Source organism: Halobacteriovorax sp. ZH5_bin.2, from assembly GCF_043196375.1.
Lineage (GTDB): Bacteria > Bdellovibrionota > Bacteriovoracia > Bacteriovoracales > Bacteriovoracaceae > Halobacteriovorax_A.
Genome location: NZ_JBEBMJ010000004.1, coordinates 299,144 through 319,947 on the forward strand (window position 1 = coordinate 299,144; position 20,804 = coordinate 319,947).

The following is a 20,804-nucleotide window of genomic DNA, read 5'->3' on the forward strand; positions in this document are numbered from 1 at the left end:
TTTATTTCTTAAAACTTAATGTCTGCACCGAGATAAATTAGGTAAGTATCATTTGTTTCGTTAGGAGTGGCAGCATTTGAGAATGCATAGTAGTCTCCAACAAAGAAGTAACCTAAATTTGCATTAAGTGTTACAGAAGTATTCCACTTATAAGAAAAATTTGAGTCAATTTCAAAACCAAGATCATCTGCCTGATCTGCATTTGCAGTGAATCTCTTATTTTTTTCGTGGTTAATAGCGTCTGAACCAGCTTTTGCAACTTGATCAGCTTTTGCCCAAACAACAGAGTTTGTCCAAGACCAAGTTCCTGAGTCATAACGATGACCAAACTTTGCATAAGTAGTGTTTGCAATTCCAGAGTTAAATACATTTTGATTTGTATCTGCAATGGCCGCTAGGTTATAGCGAAACATGATATTTGCAATTTGAAAGTTTGGATTTAAATACATCGCTCCATAAGTTTGGTTATCAGCATCTGAACCAGAAACCATACCAAAGTCAAAGTGGAATGTGTGATTTGTATTTAGTTTGTATGTGTTATTTAGTAGGAATGCCTTCGCATCAACTTCGGTATCTGTCACACCAGGATAGATTTCACCCATATCACCAGTCATTAGAGGAACTTCCGCTTCAACTGTATATTTTCCAAAAGTCTTCTTTAGGTAAAGATCGATCATCGTCACACTAGTTGCACCAAGATCTGTTTGAGTGTTATCACCGTCAACATCCGTTTGAATTCCTGTTGCTGATCCAGAAGTGTTCTTATTGTAAAGAGCACCAAATGTGAATTCTTTATCTAGGTTTTCATATAGAAGAGAAATTCCCATCTCTTTTACACGACCTGTCTTAGTAAGATTATTTGCTTTAATCTTTGAATAGTATGGAGAGAACTTAAAGTTTCCAATTTTGAAATCAATTGTGATCCCATCTCTCATTGAAGCAAATCTTGAACCTGGAGCATTCCCATCGTTATAGATTGCACCCATACCCCAATTAAACTTTTGACGTCCCACTGTATAAGTTGCTGTATCTGAATAAAAGACTGCATTGGCCTGAGTTAGGTTTACTGGATTGTCCGTTACTGTATTGAAAGAGTAACGAGCATTAGCATATGAATTTGTCGGAACTTGAGTCTTTGTTCTTCCATCATTTGAAGAGTCTCCAAAATTTCCGCCGTATCCATAACCCGAAGTTAGTTCAGCATTAATCGTCGTTGAATCATTAACGATGATTGTTGGCTGTAGCTTAAAGATATATGTTTGAAAATTAGATGAATCTGGATCAGCATCTGACATATCAAAAGCTTGGTCACCATTATCTAGTGGTCCAGCTCCTTGTTGAACTGAACGGTTATAATCACCAAGCGAGTGTAGGTCTGTTTGTAGTTCACCATGCCAGTCAATTGGTAGTGCCAGTGTAGAAGTTGCTAACGTGGCAAGAATTGCGGCCTTATTTAAGTTCTTTAACATAAGTTGTTATTCCTTTTATAATTTAACAAAATTGTACTGAAATAATATAAGATGACTTTATATAACGTCAAAAAAATAGGTGTTTTCGAAGGTGTTTAAAAAACGATTAAAGATATTACTATTCTTGATGATTGGATTAATTGGCCTGTGTGTCATGTATTCTATCAAAACAATAAATGACGCAGACTTAACACGTATTATTTCACCTAAGCCAGCTGATGCAAATTCTAAAACAGTTCTTTTTGAGGAAGGCAGTTTTGTAAAGAAGCATGACTTTCTTTTTTTTAAGGCAAACTCTAGAGATGAGCGTTTTAATTCTGTCTTCTTTGAAAAATTTGATGACCCTAAGAAATCAATTTTAAGTGTAAAAGAAAGTTTTGAATTAAATTCAGTTCGCAATAATGATTGTAATTATAATCGCTGTCTTCAGTATAAAATTAATTTCTATAATATCCCAATCATTCTATCTAAAGGGCTCATTGGAATTGAAGATTTTCGCTTTCTTGAGCATATAGGAATTGATTATATATCGATTATACGTGCTATTATTGCAGATATTAAGGCGGGAGCACTTGTTCAAGGTGGCTCAACTTTAACTCAGCAATTAGTTAAAAATATCTATTTTACTAATGAAAAGTCATTTAGCAGAAAAATTAAAGAAGCTATCTTAGCGGTCTATATTGATTTTAAATTTGATAAGTCTTCGATTCTTGAAGCTTACTTCAATGAAGTATTTTGGGGGAGTCTTGGTGGTATAAGAATTAAGGGTGTTAACACAGCGGCCGTTTTATACTTTAATAAACCTATTTCAGAACTTGATCCGTATGAGTCTGCTATATTGGTGTCGATGTTAAAAGGTCCAAGTTATTATCATCCAATCTATCGTACAGATAGGCTAAGAGGTCGAGCAGATTTTATTTTTAATAAATTACAGAGCTTAGATCTCTTTGATAAGAATACTGATTATCAATGGTCGGATGAGAAGTGGCAAAGCTGGCAGAAGCAATTAGTTTCTTTTCAAAATGACTCTTTCTATGAGGCGATTTATTTAACGGCCACTAGAATTAACAAAGACCCTCATCTGAGTGAATACCGCTTTTATAAAACAGTAATGGCATCAAAGAATCTCTTACGTGACCTAAAGGGGATTGAAGAAAACCTTGCTGTTAAGATAGCCTTTGGTGGACCAAAGCATAGGAGTTTCTACTATTCAAAGTTTGAACGAAATGTAGATAAGGCTTTTAATGAAGAACGCCATAGTGTTGGTTCAACGCTAAAGCCTGTACTTTTTCAAATTTATTTAGAGCAAGGTTATAAGATTGATGACATGGTTTCAACGAAGCCAATTACCTTAGATCTTGTGAGTGGTAAGTGGACTCCTTCTGAGTCGCATACACCTTCTGCAAGTGAGTATCCAATTTCTCAAGCATTACAGGAGTCATTAAATAATCCGGTCGTAAGACTTGCTCACGATATTGGTTTTGATAAAGTAGAGGCAATATTAAAGAAAAAAATTAATCACTTAAAGACACCGTTGGCCGAGTATCCGGCTCAGCTTTTAGGCGCCATTGAATTGTCTGTTGCCGAGTTATTTAAGCTATACGAAGACTTTATGACGGCCCAATGTAGTGTAGTAGGCTCTGGAGTCTATGAATCTCTAGCAGATCCAAGTCAGACAACAATTAGACGAATGGTAAAGCCAGCTCTAAGACAACAGCATTTCTTTGGAAAAACGGGAACTTCTAATAATGGCTTTGACAATCTCTTTGTAGGTTATGATGGCCATGATCTTTTTACGATCTGGGTCGGGTATGAAGGTGTTCGAACAAATAAGAAAGGTTTAAGACTTTACGGTAGTACAACAGCTTTTAAGCTTTATCAGGAGATTATTTTGTATTCTGGCCAACGAATTGCGTCTTTGGCCTGTGAATAACTAGGCAAAATTAAAAAATTCTTGTCAAAAATAAGAAACTAGCTTATATATTACATACAAATCTACATTGCTGGGGTATCGACAAGTGGCTAAGTCAGCAGATTTTGATTCTGCCATTCGAAGGTTCGAGTCCTTCTACCCCAGCCATTTTCTCACGGATAAGAGAAGGGAATAAGGTGATGAAAAGGATCGTTCTCGTATCAGGCACGTCAAATCCAAAACTTTCTTCCGATATCTCCAAAATCTTAGATGTACCCCTAGTTGACCCCCAAGTTATTAAATTTGCCAATGGTGAAACTTTTTGTGAAATCGAACAAAATGTTCGCGGTGCTGATGTTTTCATTATTCAGTCAACGTGTGCGCCAGTAAATGATAACTTAATGGAGCTTTTAATAATGATTGATGCTCTTAAGAGAGCATCAGCAGCTTCGATAACAGCAGTAATTCCACACTATGGATATTGTCGACAAGATAGAAAGGCGTCGCCTAGGACTCCAATCTCGGCAAAACTTGTAGCCGATTTAATCACGGTAGCAGGTGCAAATCGTGTGATTACGATGGATCTTCATTCTGGACAAGTTCAGGGATTCTTTAATATTCCATTTGATAATATTTTTGCTTCACCTGTCCTACTAAGCCATATCAAAAGAGAATTAGTTACTGAGAATACGATCTTTGTTTCACCAGATGCTGGTGGAGTTGAGCGTGCTCGTCATTATGCTAAGAAATGTAAATGTGACATCGCCATGATCGATAAGCGTCGTACCGGTAAGAACGTTGCAAAAGCAATGAATATCGTTGGTGATGTAAATGGTAAGGACTGTATTATTCTCGACGATATGATCGATACAGCGGGAACCTTAATTGAGGCCTGTAATGCACTAAAAGATAATGGCGCTAGAAGTGTTGTTGCCTGTGCCACTCATCCAATCTTTTCTGGGCCTGCCATTGAAAGAATTAATAACGCTGAATCTTTGAATAAGGTTCTAGTGACAAATACGATTCCTTTGAGCAAAGAGGCACGTGAGAGCGGTAAGATTATATCTGTTTCGGCCGCTGAAATATTGGCCAAATCGATTCATCGCACGTTTAATAACGATTCAGTTAGTTCATTATTTTTATAAACGGATAACCTATGAATTATTTAATTGTTGGACTCGGCAATCCGGGTTCAGAGTATAAAGGTACCAGACATAATATTGGCTGGGATGTTATGAACTTCATCAAACCTATAAAAGACTTACCATTTAAAGAGAAGTTTAAAGGTATTTGGTCTTCATTCGAAACAGATGAAGATAAATTCTATGTACTTATGCCTCAGACATATATGAACCTAAGTGGTGAAAGTGTTATTCCATTTGCTCAATACTTTAAGATTGATCCAGAAAATATTTTAGTTATTCACGATGAATTGGATTTACCGTGGGGAACTGTTGCGTTTAAAGACGGTGGCGGTCTTGCTGGGCATAATGGTTTAAAATCAATTGCAGGTCAATTGGGGCACAATAATTTTAAACGCTTACGAATGGGAATTGGTCGTCCTCAACACGGAAGTGTTTCAGATTGGGTACTTGGTCGCTATTTTGGTGCTGAGGCCGACTTTATTGACGATTACTTAGAAAAAGCTTCAAAAGCCGTTGAATGTTATGTAAAAAATGGTTTTAAAACAGCTATTCAAAGATATAAAAAGAAACAATTACTAGATTTAAGTAAATAAATATCAGGAGAAAATAATGGCCCTAAATTGTGGGATTGTAGGACTTCCAAACGTAGGTAAATCAACAATTTTTCAAGCTCTAACTTCAGCACCAGCTGAAGCTGCTAACTTTCCATTTTGTACAATTGAACCAAATATCGGAATCGTAAATGTTGGTGATATTCGTATGCAAAAAATTGCGGATATTATTGGGCCTCAAAAAGTTATTCCAACAATTGTTGAATTTGTTGATATTGCAGGTCTTGTTAAGGGTGCTTCAAAAGGTGAGGGACTTGGTAACCAGTTCCTTGGAAATATTCGCCAAGTAAATGCGATCGTTCACGTAGTTCGTTGTTTTGATGATCCAAATGTTGTTCACGTACACGGTGAAGTGAATCCGGTTGATGATATTGAAACAATTAACATGGAACTTGCTCTGGCCGACCTTGAAGTTGCGCAAAGAAAACAAACAAATCTTCCAAAGCTTATGAAGAATCAAAATAAAGAAATTTCATCAAAAGCGAAGATGTTAGTTCCAGTACTTGAAAAATTAGTGGCTCACTTAGAGCAAGGTTTAGCTGCACGTATTCTTGATCTAGATAAGGAAGATCTTGAATTAATTCGTGATCTAAATTTAATCACTCTTAAGCCAACTCTTTACCTATGTAACGTAGATGAAGATAGTGTTGGTGAAGATAACGACTATGTAAAGGCCGTAAAAGAATTTGCTGAGAAGGAAGGTTCTCGCGCAATTAAGATTTGTGGAAAGCTTGAATCTGAAATTGCAGCTCTTGAAGATGAAGCAGATAAGAAAGATTTTATGGAAGCTGCTGGGATTGAAATCTCTGGACTAGAGACCCTTACTCATGAAGCTTACAATATGTTAGGACTTCGTACCTACTTTACAGCTGGTGTTAAGGAAGTTCGTGCCTGGACTTTCAAAGATGGTGCTAAGGCCCCTGAAGCTGCAGGTGTTATTCATACTGATTTTGAGAGAGGATTTATTAAAGCAGAGATTTATCACTATGATGATTTGATTGCTAATGGATCTGAAGCGAAAGTTAAAGAAGCTGGGAAGCTTCGTATCGAAGGTAAAGAGTACGTTGTAAAAGACGGCGATATCATTCACTTTAGATTTAATGTTTAAGCACCCGCAGCATTGATTGCCCAAAGGCAATCTATTGGCTGCGGTGCTAGCTCCCCAATACTTTAGCTAGAGAAATATATTCAACAAGCCGGGTTCAAGCCCGGCTTTGTTGTCTCTGGAGCAAAAAATCTTTGCATAAGAACTTACTTTTTTATTGTTTACAATTGAGATGAAATTGCTCGTTTGGCTTCCTTCTTAGGAAAGGCATTAAAGGTCGAGGCAACACTCTTTTCTAAAATATAATTATCCTTCATAAGATTATAGAAGAAGAAATTACGATAAATAAGTTTTACGTATAGCCTCGTTTCCTTATATGGAATTTGTTCTATTTGAAAAATAGGGTCTTCTACATCCATTAGATCTTGGGCCCATCTTGTAACTTTGGTTGGCCCAGCGTTATAAGATGAAAGTGCATAAATGATATTGCCATCAAATTTATTTAAGAGTTGTTTAAAGTATCTGACACCAGCATCGATATTTTTGTGTGGCTTAAGTAGTTCATCAGTCTTTCTAAATGTTGTCATCTGCCTTGCTGTTGCAGGCATTAGCTGCATGAGCCCTAAAGCACCAACTGCTGATTTAGCATTTGGATTAAAAGCACTCTCTTGTCTGATGATTGATAACACTAGAAGAGGATCAATGTCAGCATTAACACCTTCGATCTTGTCTAAGTGAAGAATAGGAAAGAGAGTGGTGATATCAATCTTTGATGGCCTAATAAGGTTTAGATCAATTGTTCTTGAGACTAATTTGAAGCTCGACAAGAAATCTCCACTTTCTTTAAAGTGATGGAGGAAGTAATTAAAGATCGCTACTCGTTGCTCTTCAATTGGAAGTGCATCAAGCTTTTTTCTATTTAATATATCTGTTTCTGGATTAAAGCGAATGAACTCATAGATTAGTTTATCGACTTTTCCTACGAATTTTAACTCATGCCATATATTAGACTCTCGAATATTTCTTTGCTTTGCCTCTGTGAAGTCAGCTAATTCGAGCTTCGGAAGGTTAACAGTGTTCTTATGAAAGTATAGTGATTTTACGTAATTCTTATCAAACTCTGGAAGATAGTCTTGGGCAATAATCGAATAGAAACTTAGGGGATTACTATTTATCATCAGTTTGAATAAGTGTTTAGCAAGAGACTCATTGCCATCTTTCATATAACTATATGCAATCCAAAATTTTGTTTTAGTATAGAGATTAGTGAAATCATCAATTAGCTTATAATTTTGAACTGTTACTATACTCTCTTTGTAGTTTTCATGTTTAATTGAATTCCAAAGAAGAAGGAATAATGACTCGTTCTTTGATTCGTCATTGTAGCTAATCTCGTAAGAGCGGGCAAAGTAACGATTGGCGTTTTTAAGGTCGTTATTATTTAATAATAATTTTCCAATATAGCGAACACGTTTCCAAGATGATTTCTTATAAATATAATCTTCGTTTGCTTTTTCAAAAGTTAAAAACTTTGTTAACTGTGAATTGATATCAGCTTTTTTAGTCGCATTGTCCTTAACTAGTTTTTTGATTCCTCTATATTGCTTTATAAACTCATTTGTAATCGTAAGTTTATTCTTCTTTATTCGATGGAGGTTATTTTGGAAAAGAAGTGTAATATCTTTATCAAAATCAATATGTGAATAAAGTCGTGCATCAATCTTTAGGCCATTGATCAGTGTTATCTCAATTAATTGTTTCTTTATGTGTTGGTATATCTTGGAATCTTTATCAACTTCTTCAAGCTTCTTGATAAAGAGTGTGTTTCGTGATGTTGCTAAATATTGAATTGCCTTAGCAAAGTTCTCTTCATCTTTTACAATATCATCGAAATATTTATCATTAATGAGATAGTTTACGGTATGGAAGCAGTAGTTTTTTATATTGCGGACAAAATCATCTTCAACACGATTCGTTTTGTTACTTTTGATATCACAAGAAAAGTATCGATCTTTTTTAAGTGAAGTTTTTAACTCACTCAAGAACTCAAGGTGAGTTAGATAGTTTTTGAAAATACCACCGTCTTTAATGGATCTAATGGCGCTGGATATTTTATGGTTGGGTAGCTTCTTTCTTTTTAGAATTCGTTCAATCTCAGAAATATGGCGAGCTGCTTTAAGCTCTCTATCCTTGAGAGATTCCTTCGCAATGCTTGTAAAAGACAAACTAGCGGTAATAGAAAAGAGAAAAAACTTTTTACCCAATAAACTCATTGAAACGACCTTCCATACTTTTTAACTTAGTGACTACATCACTTAAGATTAATTTCTTATCGTCAGGTACAACTTGTTGTAGGTTCTTTAAGTAGTTACAGATCTCATCAATATAGACAGTGTCTTCCTTAAAATGAGTTTGGAAGTACTCTACTGTTAAATTAACTTCATCTGCAACATCTTGAAAATAATCGCCTTCTCTAAATGAAAGCTTTCTTTCAAACCCTGTGTGTCTTAGTCCAGCAAGATATTGTTTTAACTTATAAAGCGGGCCTGCAACTTTGTGAGTAAAGAAAATACATACAACAAAGATGAGGATCCCAAAAAATGCTTGGCATAAAATGAGGAAGTTTAAAAGATCACTCTTCATTGTTGCAATATGCTCAGCAGATTGTGGAAATTTTTCTGAAATATTTGTTAACACCTGATAAATCACAAGTGGGTAGAACGCACTAAGAACTAAAATTACGATACAAATTAATGCACTGAACCTCAGCTGAAATTTAGAGTCGACTATGATTATTGAACGCTTATATGGCTTAGACACAATATCTCCAAACTTTAATTTAGTTTCTTTAGTAATTATAACATCTTATGAATTTTGTTGTAGGGCAAAAATTTGCTTTACTCGTTGAATAAGTGCCCAATATTTAATAAAATCCTCGCATAAAACGTTAAAAAACTGAGAGAATTAGTATGCTAAATATTGAAGTAGTTAAAAGTAAATTAGTTGAGGTTAATAACCCAAACACTGGAAAGTCTTTATTAGATGAGAATCGTTATAAGGATATTGCAATTGAAGATAAGAAAGTCACAATTGTCTATAATCGCGATGGTATCACTCCTGCTCAAAAACGTGAGATTGAAGATGCTATTGTAAACTCGCTATCATCAGTGGTTAGTGAAGACGATCTTTTCATTAAAACTATTTCAACTCAGGAAGCTCCAGCTCAACAACAGCAAAAAGCACAGCAGGGTGCAAAGCTTGAAGTTGGTCACGCAAAAGCAGCACCTCAAAAACGTGATATCCAGGGTGTTAAGAAGATTATCGCTGTTTCATCAGGAAAGGGCGGTGTAGGTAAAAGTACAGTATCTGTAAACTTGGCGCTAGCTCTTAAGAATCAAGGTAAGAAAGTTGGGCTATTAGATGCTGATATTTATGGCCCTTCAATTCCAATGCTGCTTGGGCAAAGAAATGCAAAGCCTCTAGCAACAGATGATAAGAAAATTGCCCCTATAGAAGCACATGGACTTAAGTTCATTAGTTTCGGTCTATTTATTGAAGAAAAAGACGCCGTAATTTGGCGTGGCCCAATGCTTGGTGGTGTTTTAAACCAATTCCTTTTTGATGTTGATTGGGGAGAGCTTGATTATCTTGTTCTTGATTTACCTCCAGGAACAGGAGATGTTCAGCTATCAATTGCTCAGACTTTAAACTTAAGTGGAATCGTTGGTGTGTCGACACCACAAGATGTAGCTCTTCTAGATTCAAGAAAGGGCTTCAATATGTTCGAACAAGTTAATATCCCTGTTTTAGGGCTTATTGAGAATATGAGCTACTTTGCTCCAGATGATATGCCAGAGAAGAAGTACTATATCTTTGGAGAGAAAGGCGGGGCAGATATTGCTAATGAACTAGGTTACCCATTTCTAGGAGAGGTTCCAATCGAAATCGCTCTACGTGAATCTTGTGATAAGGGAATTCCTTATATGTCTAATAATTCATACGAAAATAGACCAGTATGGAAAGCATATTCCGGTATTGCAAAAAAGATCATTGAAATAGAAAATAATGATGGTGAGGGAAAAGGTTTTTTCTCAAAAATTTTCAAAAGGTAGTAAATGTCCATCATACAGAAAATTGAAGAGCAGTGCTCTTTTAATTTCACTGGTAGAATTAATATTTTAAAAAGGGCCGATCGACAGTTCTTAGGCGTTATTTATATTAGCGAAGGAATTGTTGTTGCGGCTCAATTCTCTAAAAAGACAGGACTGAAGGCCCTTTACTCACTTGTCATCTTTGAAATGGATCATATTGAAGAATTCACACTTGTGGCCGAGCCAGAAGTTGTTTCTGAAAGTGATTATGAATTCAAACTAAAATTTAGTGAGTTAAAAAATAATATTGAAAATGCCTACTCACAGCACTTGAAGGCAAAGTCACTTCGCCCACCAGAAAATATTCACATTTTGATCAATTCCGCGTTTATAAAAAATGGAAAAAAGACTGGTGCAAATGAATTTTTACTATTAAAAACTATAGCTGAATACAGCAAGGTTAAAGATATTTACAGCAATTGCGAATTATTTGATTTTGAAGTTACCCAAGCATTAGTAAATCTAAGAAAAATGGGTGCCTTGAAGGTCGTAAAGTAGGAGTTTTAAATGAAAGATCAAACACATAACCAAGGCAATCTTAAAGAGCTTAAAGTTATGATCGAAGAAAACGTTGTTACCTCTTTTGAGCTAATGTCTCAGAATACTGGGATTGAACTTGAAGAGCTTATTGTTGTCGCTCTAAAGCGCTTTAGAGCTTCTCATAGTGACTATGAGAAGAAGACTTTCCAAGTTGATTAATTATTATTCATATTAGAGTAAACACACCCTATGGTGTGTTTACTTTTTCTACAGTGTTAAAAATTTAACAGCCTGATTCCTAAACAATCCAATAATTTTCATTAAATTCGAACGTGTTTTCATATAGTTAGCAGATGGACGTATTTGTTCAACTTGGCACGACTGTTGCTTCTATATACGCATATAGGTTTTAGGAGCACTGTATGAAAGCAACATCAATTTACAAGAAATTCATTATCGCATCAGTACTATCAGGGTCATTCCTTGTATTCGGTGGAATCTATCAGGGAATTTCGGTAACTGATAATTCATTTATGCAACAGAAAGATATTTCTTTTGAAAAGAGAGTAGATGAGAGTGTTGATCGTATCGTTGCTTCTTCTGATCGTGAGAAGATTTCAGTTCAATACCTACCAGTTGCAGAATATGCACAAATTATTGATGGCCAGTGGGAAATCGTTAGAGTTGAAAATCACGAAGGAAATGAAATCTTTAATGAAAAAAATGCTAACTCTAAAAGATTAGTAGATATGAAGTTAATTGGTACAGGTCTTGTACAGCTTAATAAAAGTGATGAGTATACATTTGATGTATCTTTCCTTCACGAAAATAAAAAGAATATCTCTATCTTTAGAGCTTATGAAGATGGTTTTGAGTTAATTGAAGCTAGAAAAGTTATTGAAGAGAAGAAAGAAGTATCTTTAGAAGTAAATGTAGATAAGGCACTTGAAGAAGTTGCAGTTATTAACGAGAACGAAAGAAAAGAATTAGTTATTGAAAGAGTTGTTCTTCCACAACTTAATAATAAGCTAATTCGCGGTGAAGATAATATTGAAGGAAGTGTAACTGTTGGGCCTAATGGTGTTCAAGGTTTATACTTCAATGTTTTTGATAAAGATATCAATGAAGTACTTGGAGATATTAAACTTAAAGATGGAAACTCTTTTGAGGTAGAAATTCAAGGACAACTATCTCACGGCGTATTTGCTAGAAATGGTGAAAATGGTTACCGTCTAAGATTTTCTACTGGTCCATATGCTGGTGGTCTTATTAACTTCGTAACTTATGATGAGCTGGAAAGAATTAATACTGAATTTGAAAATATGGAAAGAGCAAAAGAGGAGTCTCGTTTTGAAAGATCTCTAACTGAAGAAGGATCTTTTGAAAATGATATTAACTTAGCTCAAAGCAATGCAAACCCAGTATCTTTTGAAAAACAAAACAATGAGCAAGCTGAAGAGGAAAACTACGAGGAAGAGCAATATGAAGAAGAAGCTCTAATTGATGATCCAGCAGCTAGATTTGAAGAGCAACAAGAACTTGAGTATGAAAGACAGGAAGAATTAGACAGACAAGGTTACGGATTCTAATCCTAAAATATAAAAGAGAGAAGAGAAGATAAAACAAAGGCCCTCAAAATTGAGGGCCTTTTATGTATTATATATGCGAAGTTTTTTTGCTCCTGAGGCGAGCCGCTCGGGCTTGAACCCTCGATCTCGATCAGAATGTGCTCCTTGCATGGGGAGCTAGCACTGCAGCCAATAGTTTGCCTTTGGGCAAACAATGCTGCAGATGCTTAAAGAACCTTCTTAAGTTCTTCTTGTAGAAGAGGTACGATTTGGAAAAGGTCTCCAACAATACCGTAATCAGCTTTAGTAAAGATTGGTGCATCTGGGTCAGTGTTGATTGCAACGATAACCTTAGATGTTCTCATCCCTGCTAAGTGCTGAATAGCACCTGAGATACCACAAGCGATATATAGTGATGGAGCTACTGTCTTACCAGTTTGTCCAACTTGCATTGCGTGTGGAGCATATCCTGAGTCAACAGCGGCACGTGAAGCACCAACAGTTGCACCAAGAACTTCTGCTAGGTCTTCAAGGATCTTGAAGTTCTCAGCAGACTTCATTGCACGACCACCAGAAACGATGATATTCGCTTCAGTTAGGTCAAGCTTCTCAGAAGCACCTTTAACGATTTCTTTAATTACTGCTTTGATATCACCTGCGTTAGCAGCAACTTCATTAGTTGCACCAGCACCAGCTGTTGGAGCTTCTGGCATACCAAGAGCGTTTGGTCTTACTGTAATGAAACCTGGTTTAGGTCCATCAAGTTCAACTTTAGCTAAAACCTTACCTGCAAATAGTGGTCTTGTTCCAGCAAAGTTGTCACCATCCATTACAAAGTTTGTAACTTCTGATGCCATACCTGCATCAAACATACCAGCTAGTCTTGGCATTAGGTCTTTTGCAAGAGAAGTTGCACCAGCAAATACGTAATCGTAGTTTGAACCGATGAACTCTTTAAGTGCGTTAGCGTAACCTTCTGGTGAGTACTGATCTAAGTTAGCACCTTTAAGGTTGTGTACGTTTGCAGCACCATATTTTGCTAGGTCAGCAGCAGCGTTTGCACCCATATCGCCAACAACTGCAACGTCAACAGTGTGACCAGCAAGCTTTCCTAGGATCTCAAATGTAACAGATTTAACTGTTTCACCACTTGTTTCTGAAAATACTAATACTTTTGCCATTTTAATAATCTCCCTTAGATAACCTTAGCTTCTTCTCTTAAAAGCTTAACAACTTCAGCAACAACACCTGCTTGAGCAGCTTCATCCATTGCATCAAATTTCTTACCAGCTGGTTTTTCTGGTGGAAGTTGGAAACCTGAATACTTAACACGACGATCATCAGCAGATACACCTACATCTGACAGTGAGTGTTGAGCAAGAGGCTTTCTCTTAGCTTTCATGATACCAGGTAGAGAAGCGTAACGTGGGCTATTTAGACCTTTGTTAGCAGCGATAACAGCTGGAGAAGTTACTTCATAAACTTCTAGTGCTCCACCTTCGATTTCTCTTTTAAGAGTGTATTTCCCACCTGCTTCTTCGCAACCATCAACAACAGTTACAGAAGGCATTCCTAGCATTTGTGCTAGAAGTTGTGGAACTTGAAGACAATCGTCATCAATAGCTTGTTTTCCAGTGAAGATTACATCTGGGTTTTTACCTGACTTTTCGATTGCACCCTTAAGTGCCTTAGCAGTCATGTAAGAATCTAAGTTGTCATCTGCTTCAACTAGGATTGCATCGTCTGCACCCATTGCAAGAGCAGTTCTTAGTGCTTCAGTGTCCTTAACACCACCAACTCTAACAACTGTAACAGTTGAACCACTATTAGCAGCTTTAGTAAGTAGAGCTTGCTCTACCGCAAATTCATCATATGGATTCATGATCCACTTAATCGAAGAAGTTTCGATATAAGATCCATCACCATTTGGAGTAATTTTAGTTTCCGTGTCTGGAACTTGTTTAATACATACAAAAATGTTCAATTTTAGCTCCTTGTAAAAATTTCTTTAGCAATAACTAATCTTTGTATTTGTGAAGTGCCTTCATATATTTGAATGAGTTTGGCGTCTCTCATTATTTTTTCAACTGGGTACTCTTTGCTATATCCATAGCCACCGAATACTTGTACCGCATCTGTTGCAACTTTCATGAACATATCAGCGGCTTTAGCCTTTGAATATGAAGAAAGTTCTGGATTTGGTTTTCCATTATCAATTGACCATGCTGCTTTTTGAACAAGTAGGCGTGCGGCTTCAATTTCAATTCCCATATCGGCAATCATCATTTGAATAGCTTGATGGCGAGAAAGAGGTACTCCAAATTGTATTCTTTCTCCTGCATACTTAACTGCATGGTCCATGGCACATTGAGCTCCACCTACTGCTGAGCTAGCAACCATTGGCCTTGAGTGGTTTAATGTGGCCATAGCAATTGGCCAACCTTGACCTGGCCCACCCAAGATATTCTCTTTTGGGACTTTTACATTTGTAAATGTAACTGCTCTTGTATCAGAACAGCGATGTCCCATTTTATTCTCTTTTTCACCAAGCTCGATACCCTCGGCTTTCCCATCAATAACAAGTGCCGTGATACCTTTGTGCTTTAGTGCGGTGTCTGTTGTTGCATAAACGACAAAAAGATCTGCATAGCCTGCATTTGTAATCCACATCTTATTTCCATTTAATAAGTAGTGGTCACCATTATCTTTGATTGTTGTTTTGATGCCTGCTGCATCTGATCCGTAACCAGGCTCAGTTAAGCAGAAGGCTGCAATTTTGTAATCTTCAGTAAAAGGAGTTAGGAATTTCTTCTTTTGCTCGTCATTACCACCGATAACAATTGGAAGGAGGGCAAGATCATTTGCCATGATCGCTGTATTCATTCCTAGACAACCGTAAGCTAGTGCTTCTGTTATAATCATTGAATCAATAGTTGAAAAGCCTGCACCGCCGTATTCTGCTGGAATACAAGTGTTAACTAGTCCTAGCTCCCACGCTTTGCGAAGAATCTCGAGAGGCATTTGGGCCTTCTCATCATATTCGCCAGCTTTCGGCATCATTTCATTCTTTGCAAATTTCATTGCAAGGTCTCGAATTTCTTTTTGCTCGGAAGTTAATTCAAAGTTGATCATGATGGAACCTATTGTTCGAAAGATAATGTGACATTATTATAGATATGTTTTCAGTATTTAGTAAATAGGTAATAAAGGCTTAAGATACCGTAATAAAACACGATGGTACTATTCGAGTGGTGTTGCATCATTATTGTCTAGATCTAGAATTTTATAATATGACTTATAGTCGTTGTAGCTTGGAAGATCTTTTAATGGTTCGAGAACAAAACTTCTTTTTCTAAATTCTTTATGGGGAATAGTTAAGTTCTCTGAGTGATAATTTAATTTATCAATAAAAATAATATCGATATCAATTTCTCTTGGGCCCCAGTGGTAGCGGTGTTTACGCCCTAGCTTTACTTCAATTTCTTTTGCAATGTGCAAAATCTCTTCTGGCCCAAATGTTTTATTCGTCTCAATCTCTAGGGCCATATTGTAAAAATTTGGTTGATCTTGTGGGCCAAAAGGTGGTGTTTCAAAAATTCGACTTAAATATGCCTTGGCATTTAGGGCCAATTCGATTTCTTTAGTTGCGCTAAGAAGCAACTCTGTTTTGTTATCTAAATTAGAACCGAGGCTAAAGATGATATTCATTAGTTTGAATTAGACTGTTTAGAAGACTTCTTAGCTTCTTCTTCTTTGTCATTACTCTTGGTTTGTGTCTTAGGCCTTAGTACTTTTTTATTTTGTTCAATAAATGAAGGGAAATTATCATTCTTAGGTTTTGGCGGAGCTTTAACTCCACATGAGACAAAAACAAAAGAAATAAAGACGAAAAATATTTTAGAACTCAAGTGCAAGTCCGACTCCCATTACATCTGTTCCAATGTCTACACGTAAAAACCAACCAGGAACAAGTCTTTTGAACCCTGTCGCACCAAAGACAAATTCATCTTGTTCGACACTTGCTACAAGGTCAAGTTCTCTTTGCGCTTGATCACTACCAACCTTAGATACATCTCCTGCACCAGGGCTGTCAGCAGTTGCAAACTTATAACCTACATATGGCATAAAGACTGTGTATAGAGGGCCTTCAAAAGCATACTTTGCTCTGAAGATATACTGGTTAACAGCGGTATCGATATCTTCAGCAGGAAAGGCACGGATTAAGTGTCTCCCAATAAATCCTTCAACCCAAATGTTTTTTTCAATTTGAAATGACCAAGCGGCATTGTATTGAGTATTTGTATCTTGTTTTCCTGCTGTATTAAAACCATCAACAAGCCCTATACCCACAGATGCAATATTATCGTTTTTTATAACACCTGTTTGTTGGTTGTCTTCACCATACAGGTCTTCTTCTAATAAAGTAGTATCATCGTATAGTGATTCACTATCCGTTATTTTAAATTGATCTTCTGGATTTTCAGAAGGCTTGCCATAAGCTGAGTCATCACCACGAAGGATTTGAACGTCTTGATTAACAAAGAAGTTCTTGAATAAATCCTCATCGTAAATTTTTGTGATTTTAACGGCCGCTTGATTTTCTTCTTGTTTTGGAACGACTCCACGAGCAACAGGTACCTTATTAATAAGGATAGTAATATAGTCGCCTTTAGCGAAGCTATCCTGACTGTTGCTAACAAGAATAATTCTTCTTGTTCCTGAAATTCTTAATAGCTTTTCATTAGCTAAGTCATAGTTAGCTGAATTAGAGAAGTCATTTACTGCACTTTGAGAAAAGGCAGTAGTTGATAAAAATAGTAAGAATAGGATCAATATATTCTTCATACGGAAAAATTGTACATCGCATGAAGAAATTAGTCTAGGCGGTTAATATTTAAATATCTATTAAAAAGTAACCGAAGGGAATTACATATAATTGTTACTATTTAAAAGGGGTAATATACCATGAAAAAGATATCATTATTATTTTTAGTCTCATCTTTAACGTTTACTTCATGTTCATTCTTCAAAAATAAAGAAGGCGAAGTAGCGGTTGCTGAGCAGACAGAAGAAGTCTCTATTGATGACTCTGACTTTGTAGTTGATGCAAATGAAGACTTAGACCAATTAGAAGAAACTGCAATGCCATCATCTGAAGAATCAGTTGCAGTGCTAGGAAGTGAGCCTGTTTCTCCTACAGATGAAATTCTACTAGAAGAAAATGTTGCTTTAGAAAAAGATGTCGTCGTTACAGCTTCAGACTATTATGAAGTTCAAAAAGGTGAAACTCTTATGTGGATTGCTTTTAAATTATATGGTGACTACAGAAAATGGAGAGATATTCAAGCAATGAACCAAGAAGCTTTAGCTGATGGCCTTCAAGCTGGTGATAAAATTAAATATCAAAGCGGTCAGTTTAACTGGAATCCAGTTGGACTACCTCACCTAATTAGAAGAGGTGAAACACTTGGTGTTATTTCACAAGACAAATATGGAACTCCTGCGAAGTGGAGATCTATTTGGGATAATAATAGAGATATGATTAAAGATCCTAACTTAATTTTTGCTGGTTTTACTCTTTATTATGTTCCTGAGGAAAGAGATGTTGCTTCCGAGTCTATGTAATTCATGTATAATAGATTAGTTATATAAAGCTCTCATTTTGAGAGCTTTTTTATTTTTTACTTTATAGATAATGAGAATTTTAATCTTTTTAACAATATTTACTCTAACGTCATGTACTTATCTTTATAAGAACGATAACGAATATCCTTATAACTACCAAGACACATTCACATCGCAAGATTACTTGAATCATCTTGAAGGGATCGCTAACTTATTCATTGAAAATAATAAAGTTAAAAAACCAAATCAAAGATCGCGTCGTTATTTAAATAAAATAGCAAAAGAGCTTTATCTTAATAACCAAGGTCTCTTTCAAAAAGATGACTTTGGAATTAATTTCTATATCGTTGAAGATAATCGAAATTTCTATTTTTCCCTTCCAAAAAATAATGTTTTTATGTCTAGGGGCCTTCTAAGAAACTATATGAATAGTGAGAATATCTTTGTTGCTGTTCTGCTCGGAGAGCTGATTAGAAGTAAAATTGGAATTTATGAAAAAAAGAAGCTTATCCCACTTAACTCATATACGATTGATGATATGATTCGTATCAATAGTCTAGATTTAAATGCTAAGCGTGACTTAAATAATCTAGTGTACGAAGTTTTAATAAAGTCAGGATATGATCCTGAAGCGCGTCTTCTATGGTTGCAAACTTTAAACCGTCAATCAATTAGCTTTAGCGTGCAGGGAGTTCACTCTCACGAATTATCAAAAGAAGAATTCTTACTGAAAAACTATATGGTAAATAGTGGTGAAGATGAAAATTTAATTTTCGAAAAAAATTCATCACGACAATTTTACTATTTTAAAGAAAGTATCTAATGAGTATTTAGGATGAATAAAGAATCAATCATACATAAGCTGAAAGAAGCTGGTTTCTATAATGATAAGAGTTTACTGGAGAAACTCTCTGGTGATGCTTCAAGTAGAGAGTATTATCGATTAACTAATGAGTCGCAGTCTTTTGTAATATGTGTTGAATCATCTAATGGTCAACAAAGTTGTGATTTTAATATAGTCACAAATAATATTTTAGATAATATCAAAACACCTAAGATTTATTATTATGATCCAGAGTTCTCAATTCTTGTATTAGAAGATATTGGCAGTGTTTCACTTAAGGATTTTTATGAAAAATCAGGTCTAAGCAAGCATATCCAAGCAGTAGAAGATATTAAAAAATATCAAAAGATGCCTTTGGAATTTTGTATGGATCGAATCTTTGATAGAGAAAAGATTGGGTTTGAGTTTGATCTAGCTTGTGATTATTTCTTGAATCAATACCTGGGTGTTACTTTGAACTCGAAAGAGTGCGATATTGTTAAAGGTGTTCGGGAAATCATTATTGATTATTATGAATCTCATAGGGATGTTGTTTGTCATCGCGATTATCATTCGAATAATTTATATGTGAAGGATAATACTCTATATCACATTGACTATCAGGATATGAGAGTAGGGCCTAAAATGTACGATTTAGTCTCACTTATTGACGACTGTTACATTGAATTTTCTGAAGAAGAAAAAAAGAAATTACTCCTTACATATGATAAAGAATTCTTTAAAAAGTATGACCATGATTATCATATCGTCCAAGTACAACGAACATTCAAAGCTCTTGGAAGTTTTGCGTACTTAAAGATAGATAAGAACAAAGAAGGTTATCTTCAGTTTATTCCAACAAATTTAAAGAAACTAGTTAGTATTTGTGAGAAGAGTTCAATTGAGGCGTTTAGATCTTTTTCTGAAATTTTAAAAAGAGGTTTAGATGATTAAGACATGTTTCATCGCAAGCGCCGGATTCGGTACGAGAATGGGGAATTTAGGTAAAATTATCCCTAAACCTTTATGGCCCTTCTTTAATCTTAGACTGTTAGATTTACAAGTTGCGTATGCTAAAATGTTAGGTTGTGAAAAAATTTATATTAATTCACATCATTGTCATGAAGAGATGGAGAGCTGGGCGCAAGGAAAAGATGTTGTCTTACTTCATGAACCGGCGATTCTTGGAAGTGGTGGTTGTATCCACAATCTAAAAAATTATGTTGATAATGAGATTATTTTCATTATTAATTCTGATCAGTTTTATTTTTTCGACTTTTCTCAAATTAGCGCTGATATTAAACGAATGGATGAAGATGACGCTATTGCACATCTATATGCAATTGAAGTTGATCATAATGCTTCTTATAACGAGACAAAAGTTATTGATGGAAAGTTAACGAGTATCGCTCCTCATGATGGTACTAGCAGTTATTTAACTTATTCAGGGGTAGGGATTTTAGACTTAGGTAAGATTCCTCAAGTCGAGGGTGAATCTTCTTTTTTTAAAACAGTGGCCGATTTTAAAAACAAAAATGTTCATATGAGTTTACCTAAAGAGCCTATCTTTTTAGATCTAGGAACTTTAGATAAGTATATTGATATTATATCTGAGCTTGAAAATCTTCCTGCAGTTATTAAGAAGTTTGTTGCGGCAATCGAAGAGCTAGACGGCGTCGATTTCAAGTCAACTACTACTATGGAGTGGGCAGGGGTCACATTTAATTTTGACACACGTACGATTTCTTATGAGGGAATAGACTATTCTTTTTGAGTAACTTCTTTAATGCAGTCTACGGGGCAAACAAGAGTACATGCATTACACAAAGTGCATGCCCATGGTTCAATTGTATATTTACCCTTGTCCATAAAAATGGCCTTTTCTGGGCAAATGAGCCTGCAGTTATCACACTCTATACAACGTGAAGAAATTTCGAGATAATAATCCATATATTAATTATAACAAACTTTGAAA

At 35.7% G+C, this 20,804-nt stretch carries 22 protein-coding genes and 1 tRNA gene; 13 read left to right on the top strand and 10 right to left on the bottom strand.

Translation table 11 applies throughout. The features are described from left to right. Positions 1-8: 8 nt before the first annotated feature. Positions 9-1,469: a hypothetical protein gene (locus ABMA76_RS12270; RefSeq protein WP_393061775.1), complete on the bottom strand. Its 1,461-nt coding sequence runs from the start codon at positions 1,467-1,469 to the stop codon at positions 9-11. A gap of 127 nt (positions 1,470-1,596) precedes the next feature. On the opposite strand from ABMA76_RS12270, the gene ABMA76_RS12275 reads away from it, so the two are divergent. The 5 genes from ABMA76_RS12275 to ychF all read left to right on the top strand — a co-directional run bounded on the left by ABMA76_RS12275 (position 1,597) and on the right by ychF (position 6,245). Continuing rightward, on the top strand, positions 1,597-3,402 hold the full coding sequence (locus ABMA76_RS12275; RefSeq protein WP_393061780.1) for a transglycosylase domain-containing protein: 1,806 nt from the start codon (positions 1,597-1,599) through the stop codon (positions 3,400-3,402). 71 nt (positions 3,403-3,473) lie between these two features. Next, positions 3,474-3,549: transfer RNA gene (locus ABMA76_RS12280), tRNA-Gln, on the top strand. A 29-nt stretch (positions 3,550-3,578) separates the two neighbouring features. Beyond that, positions 3,579-4,526 (top strand): ribose-phosphate diphosphokinase, encoded by a 948-nt coding sequence (locus ABMA76_RS12285; protein WP_392861450.1) that lies wholly within the window; start codon positions 3,579-3,581, stop codon positions 4,524-4,526. Positions 4,527-4,537: 11 nt separating this feature from the next. Continuing rightward, on the top strand, positions 4,538-5,119 hold the full coding sequence (pth, locus tag ABMA76_RS12290; protein ID WP_392909577.1) for an aminoacyl-tRNA hydrolase: 582 nt from the start codon (positions 4,538-4,540) through the stop codon (positions 5,117-5,119). A gap of 16 nt (positions 5,120-5,135) precedes the next feature. Further along, the gene (gene ychF, locus ABMA76_RS12295) at positions 5,136-6,245 is read left to right on the top strand and encodes a redox-regulated ATPase YchF (protein ID WP_392909578.1); all 1,110 of its coding nucleotides are present in this window, start codon (positions 5,136-5,138) and stop codon (positions 6,243-6,245) included. 158 nt (positions 6,246-6,403) lie between these two features. Here ychF and ABMA76_RS12300 read toward each other — a convergent pair whose 3' ends face one another. Together ABMA76_RS12300 and ABMA76_RS12305 are read right to left on the bottom strand one after the other, a co-directional pair. Then, positions 6,404-8,455 (bottom strand): lytic transglycosylase domain-containing protein, encoded by a 2,052-nt coding sequence (locus ABMA76_RS12300; protein ID WP_392909580.1) that lies wholly within the window; start codon positions 8,453-8,455, stop codon positions 6,404-6,406. Further along, a complete protein-coding gene (locus ABMA76_RS12305) occupies positions 8,439-9,002 on the bottom strand; it encodes a hypothetical protein (RefSeq protein WP_103218644.1) in 564 nt (187 codons plus the stop codon). Before ABMA76_RS12305 ends, ABMA76_RS12300 begins: the two co-directional genes overlap by 17 nt. A 149-nt stretch (positions 9,003-9,151) precedes the next feature. Between ABMA76_RS12305 and ABMA76_RS12310 the strand changes: the two genes are divergently transcribed. The 4 genes from ABMA76_RS12310 to ABMA76_RS12325 all read left to right on the top strand — a co-directional run bounded on the left by ABMA76_RS12310 (position 9,152) and on the right by ABMA76_RS12325 (position 12,402). Next, complete coding sequence (locus tag ABMA76_RS12310) at positions 9,152-10,294, top strand: Mrp/NBP35 family ATP-binding protein (protein ID WP_392909581.1); 1,143 nt, start codon at positions 9,152-9,154, stop codon at positions 10,292-10,294. A gap of 3 nt (positions 10,295-10,297) precedes the next feature. Further along, positions 10,298-10,831: a hypothetical protein gene (locus tag ABMA76_RS12315; RefSeq protein ID WP_392909583.1), complete on the top strand. Its 534-nt coding sequence runs from the start codon at positions 10,298-10,300 to the stop codon at positions 10,829-10,831. Positions 10,832-10,840: 9 nt separating this feature from the next. Continuing rightward, the gene (locus ABMA76_RS12320; RefSeq protein WP_021267727.1) at positions 10,841-11,032 is read left to right on the top strand and encodes a hypothetical protein; all 192 of its coding nucleotides are present in this window, start codon (positions 10,841-10,843) and stop codon (positions 11,030-11,032) included. Between the two features lie 203 nt (positions 11,033-11,235). Next, positions 11,236-12,402, top strand: a complete 1,167-nt coding sequence (locus ABMA76_RS12325) for a hypothetical protein (protein ID WP_392909584.1) — start codon at positions 11,236-11,238, stop codon at positions 12,400-12,402. A gap of 206 nt (positions 12,403-12,608) precedes the next feature. Here ABMA76_RS12325 and ABMA76_RS12330 read toward each other — a convergent pair whose 3' ends face one another. From ABMA76_RS12330 to ABMA76_RS12355, 6 genes are all read right to left on the bottom strand, one after another. Beyond that, positions 12,609-13,562: an electron transfer flavoprotein subunit alpha/FixB family protein gene (locus tag ABMA76_RS12330; RefSeq protein WP_392909586.1), complete on the bottom strand. Its 954-nt coding sequence runs from the start codon at positions 13,560-13,562 to the stop codon at positions 12,609-12,611. A 14-nt stretch (positions 13,563-13,576) separates the two neighbouring features. Further along, the gene (locus ABMA76_RS12335) at positions 13,577-14,365 is read right to left on the bottom strand and encodes an electron transfer flavoprotein subunit beta/FixA family protein (RefSeq protein ID WP_392909587.1); all 789 of its coding nucleotides are present in this window, start codon (positions 14,363-14,365) and stop codon (positions 13,577-13,579) included. A 2-nt stretch (positions 14,366-14,367) separates the two neighbouring features. Next, positions 14,368-15,510 carry an acyl-CoA dehydrogenase family protein gene (locus ABMA76_RS12340; protein ID WP_392988976.1) on the bottom strand — a complete coding sequence of 381 codons (1,143 nt, stop codon included), beginning with the start codon at positions 15,508-15,510 and terminating at the stop codon, positions 14,368-14,370. 111 nt (positions 15,511-15,621) lie between these two features. Further along, positions 15,622-16,089: a 2-amino-4-hydroxy-6-hydroxymethyldihydropteridine diphosphokinase gene (gene folK, locus ABMA76_RS12345; RefSeq protein WP_392909589.1), complete on the bottom strand. Its 468-nt coding sequence runs from the start codon at positions 16,087-16,089 to the stop codon at positions 15,622-15,624. After that, positions 16,089-16,289, bottom strand: coding sequence for a hypothetical protein (locus ABMA76_RS12350; protein ID WP_392909590.1), 201 nt, complete (start codon positions 16,287-16,289; stop codon positions 16,089-16,091). Before ABMA76_RS12350 ends, folK begins: the two co-directional genes overlap by 1 nt. After that, a complete protein-coding gene (locus ABMA76_RS12355) occupies positions 16,279-17,226 on the bottom strand; it encodes a hypothetical protein (RefSeq protein WP_392909591.1) in 948 nt (315 codons plus the stop codon). Before ABMA76_RS12355 ends, ABMA76_RS12350 begins: the two co-directional genes overlap by 11 nt. Before the next feature lie 120 nt (positions 17,227-17,346). Here ABMA76_RS12355 and ABMA76_RS12360 point away from each other — a divergent pair, with 120 nt between their 5' ends. From ABMA76_RS12360 to ABMA76_RS12375, 4 genes are all read left to right on the top strand, one after another. Further along, a complete protein-coding gene (locus tag ABMA76_RS12360) occupies positions 17,347-18,006 on the top strand; it encodes a LysM peptidoglycan-binding domain-containing protein (RefSeq protein ID WP_392909593.1) in 660 nt (219 codons plus the stop codon). A 70-nt stretch (positions 18,007-18,076) separates the two neighbouring features. Continuing rightward, a complete protein-coding gene (locus ABMA76_RS12365; RefSeq protein ID WP_392909594.1) occupies positions 18,077-18,829 on the top strand; it encodes a hypothetical protein in 753 nt (250 codons plus the stop codon). A 12-nt stretch (positions 18,830-18,841) separates the two neighbouring features. Beyond that, the gene (locus tag ABMA76_RS12370) at positions 18,842-19,783 is read left to right on the top strand and encodes a phosphotransferase (RefSeq protein WP_392909595.1); all 942 of its coding nucleotides are present in this window, start codon (positions 18,842-18,844) and stop codon (positions 19,781-19,783) included. Next, positions 19,776-20,603: an NDP-sugar synthase gene (locus tag ABMA76_RS12375; protein ID WP_392909597.1), complete on the top strand. Its 828-nt coding sequence runs from the start codon at positions 19,776-19,778 to the stop codon at positions 20,601-20,603. Before ABMA76_RS12370 ends, ABMA76_RS12375 begins: the two co-directional genes overlap by 8 nt. Here ABMA76_RS12375 and ABMA76_RS12380 read toward each other — a convergent pair. Next, on the bottom strand, positions 20,591-20,779 hold the full coding sequence (locus tag ABMA76_RS12380) for a DUF362 domain-containing protein (RefSeq protein ID WP_084710518.1): 189 nt from the start codon (positions 20,777-20,779) through the stop codon (positions 20,591-20,593). The two genes, ABMA76_RS12375 and ABMA76_RS12380, sit on opposite strands and share 13 nt — an antisense overlap. Between the last annotated feature and the right edge of the window lie 25 nt (positions 20,780-20,804).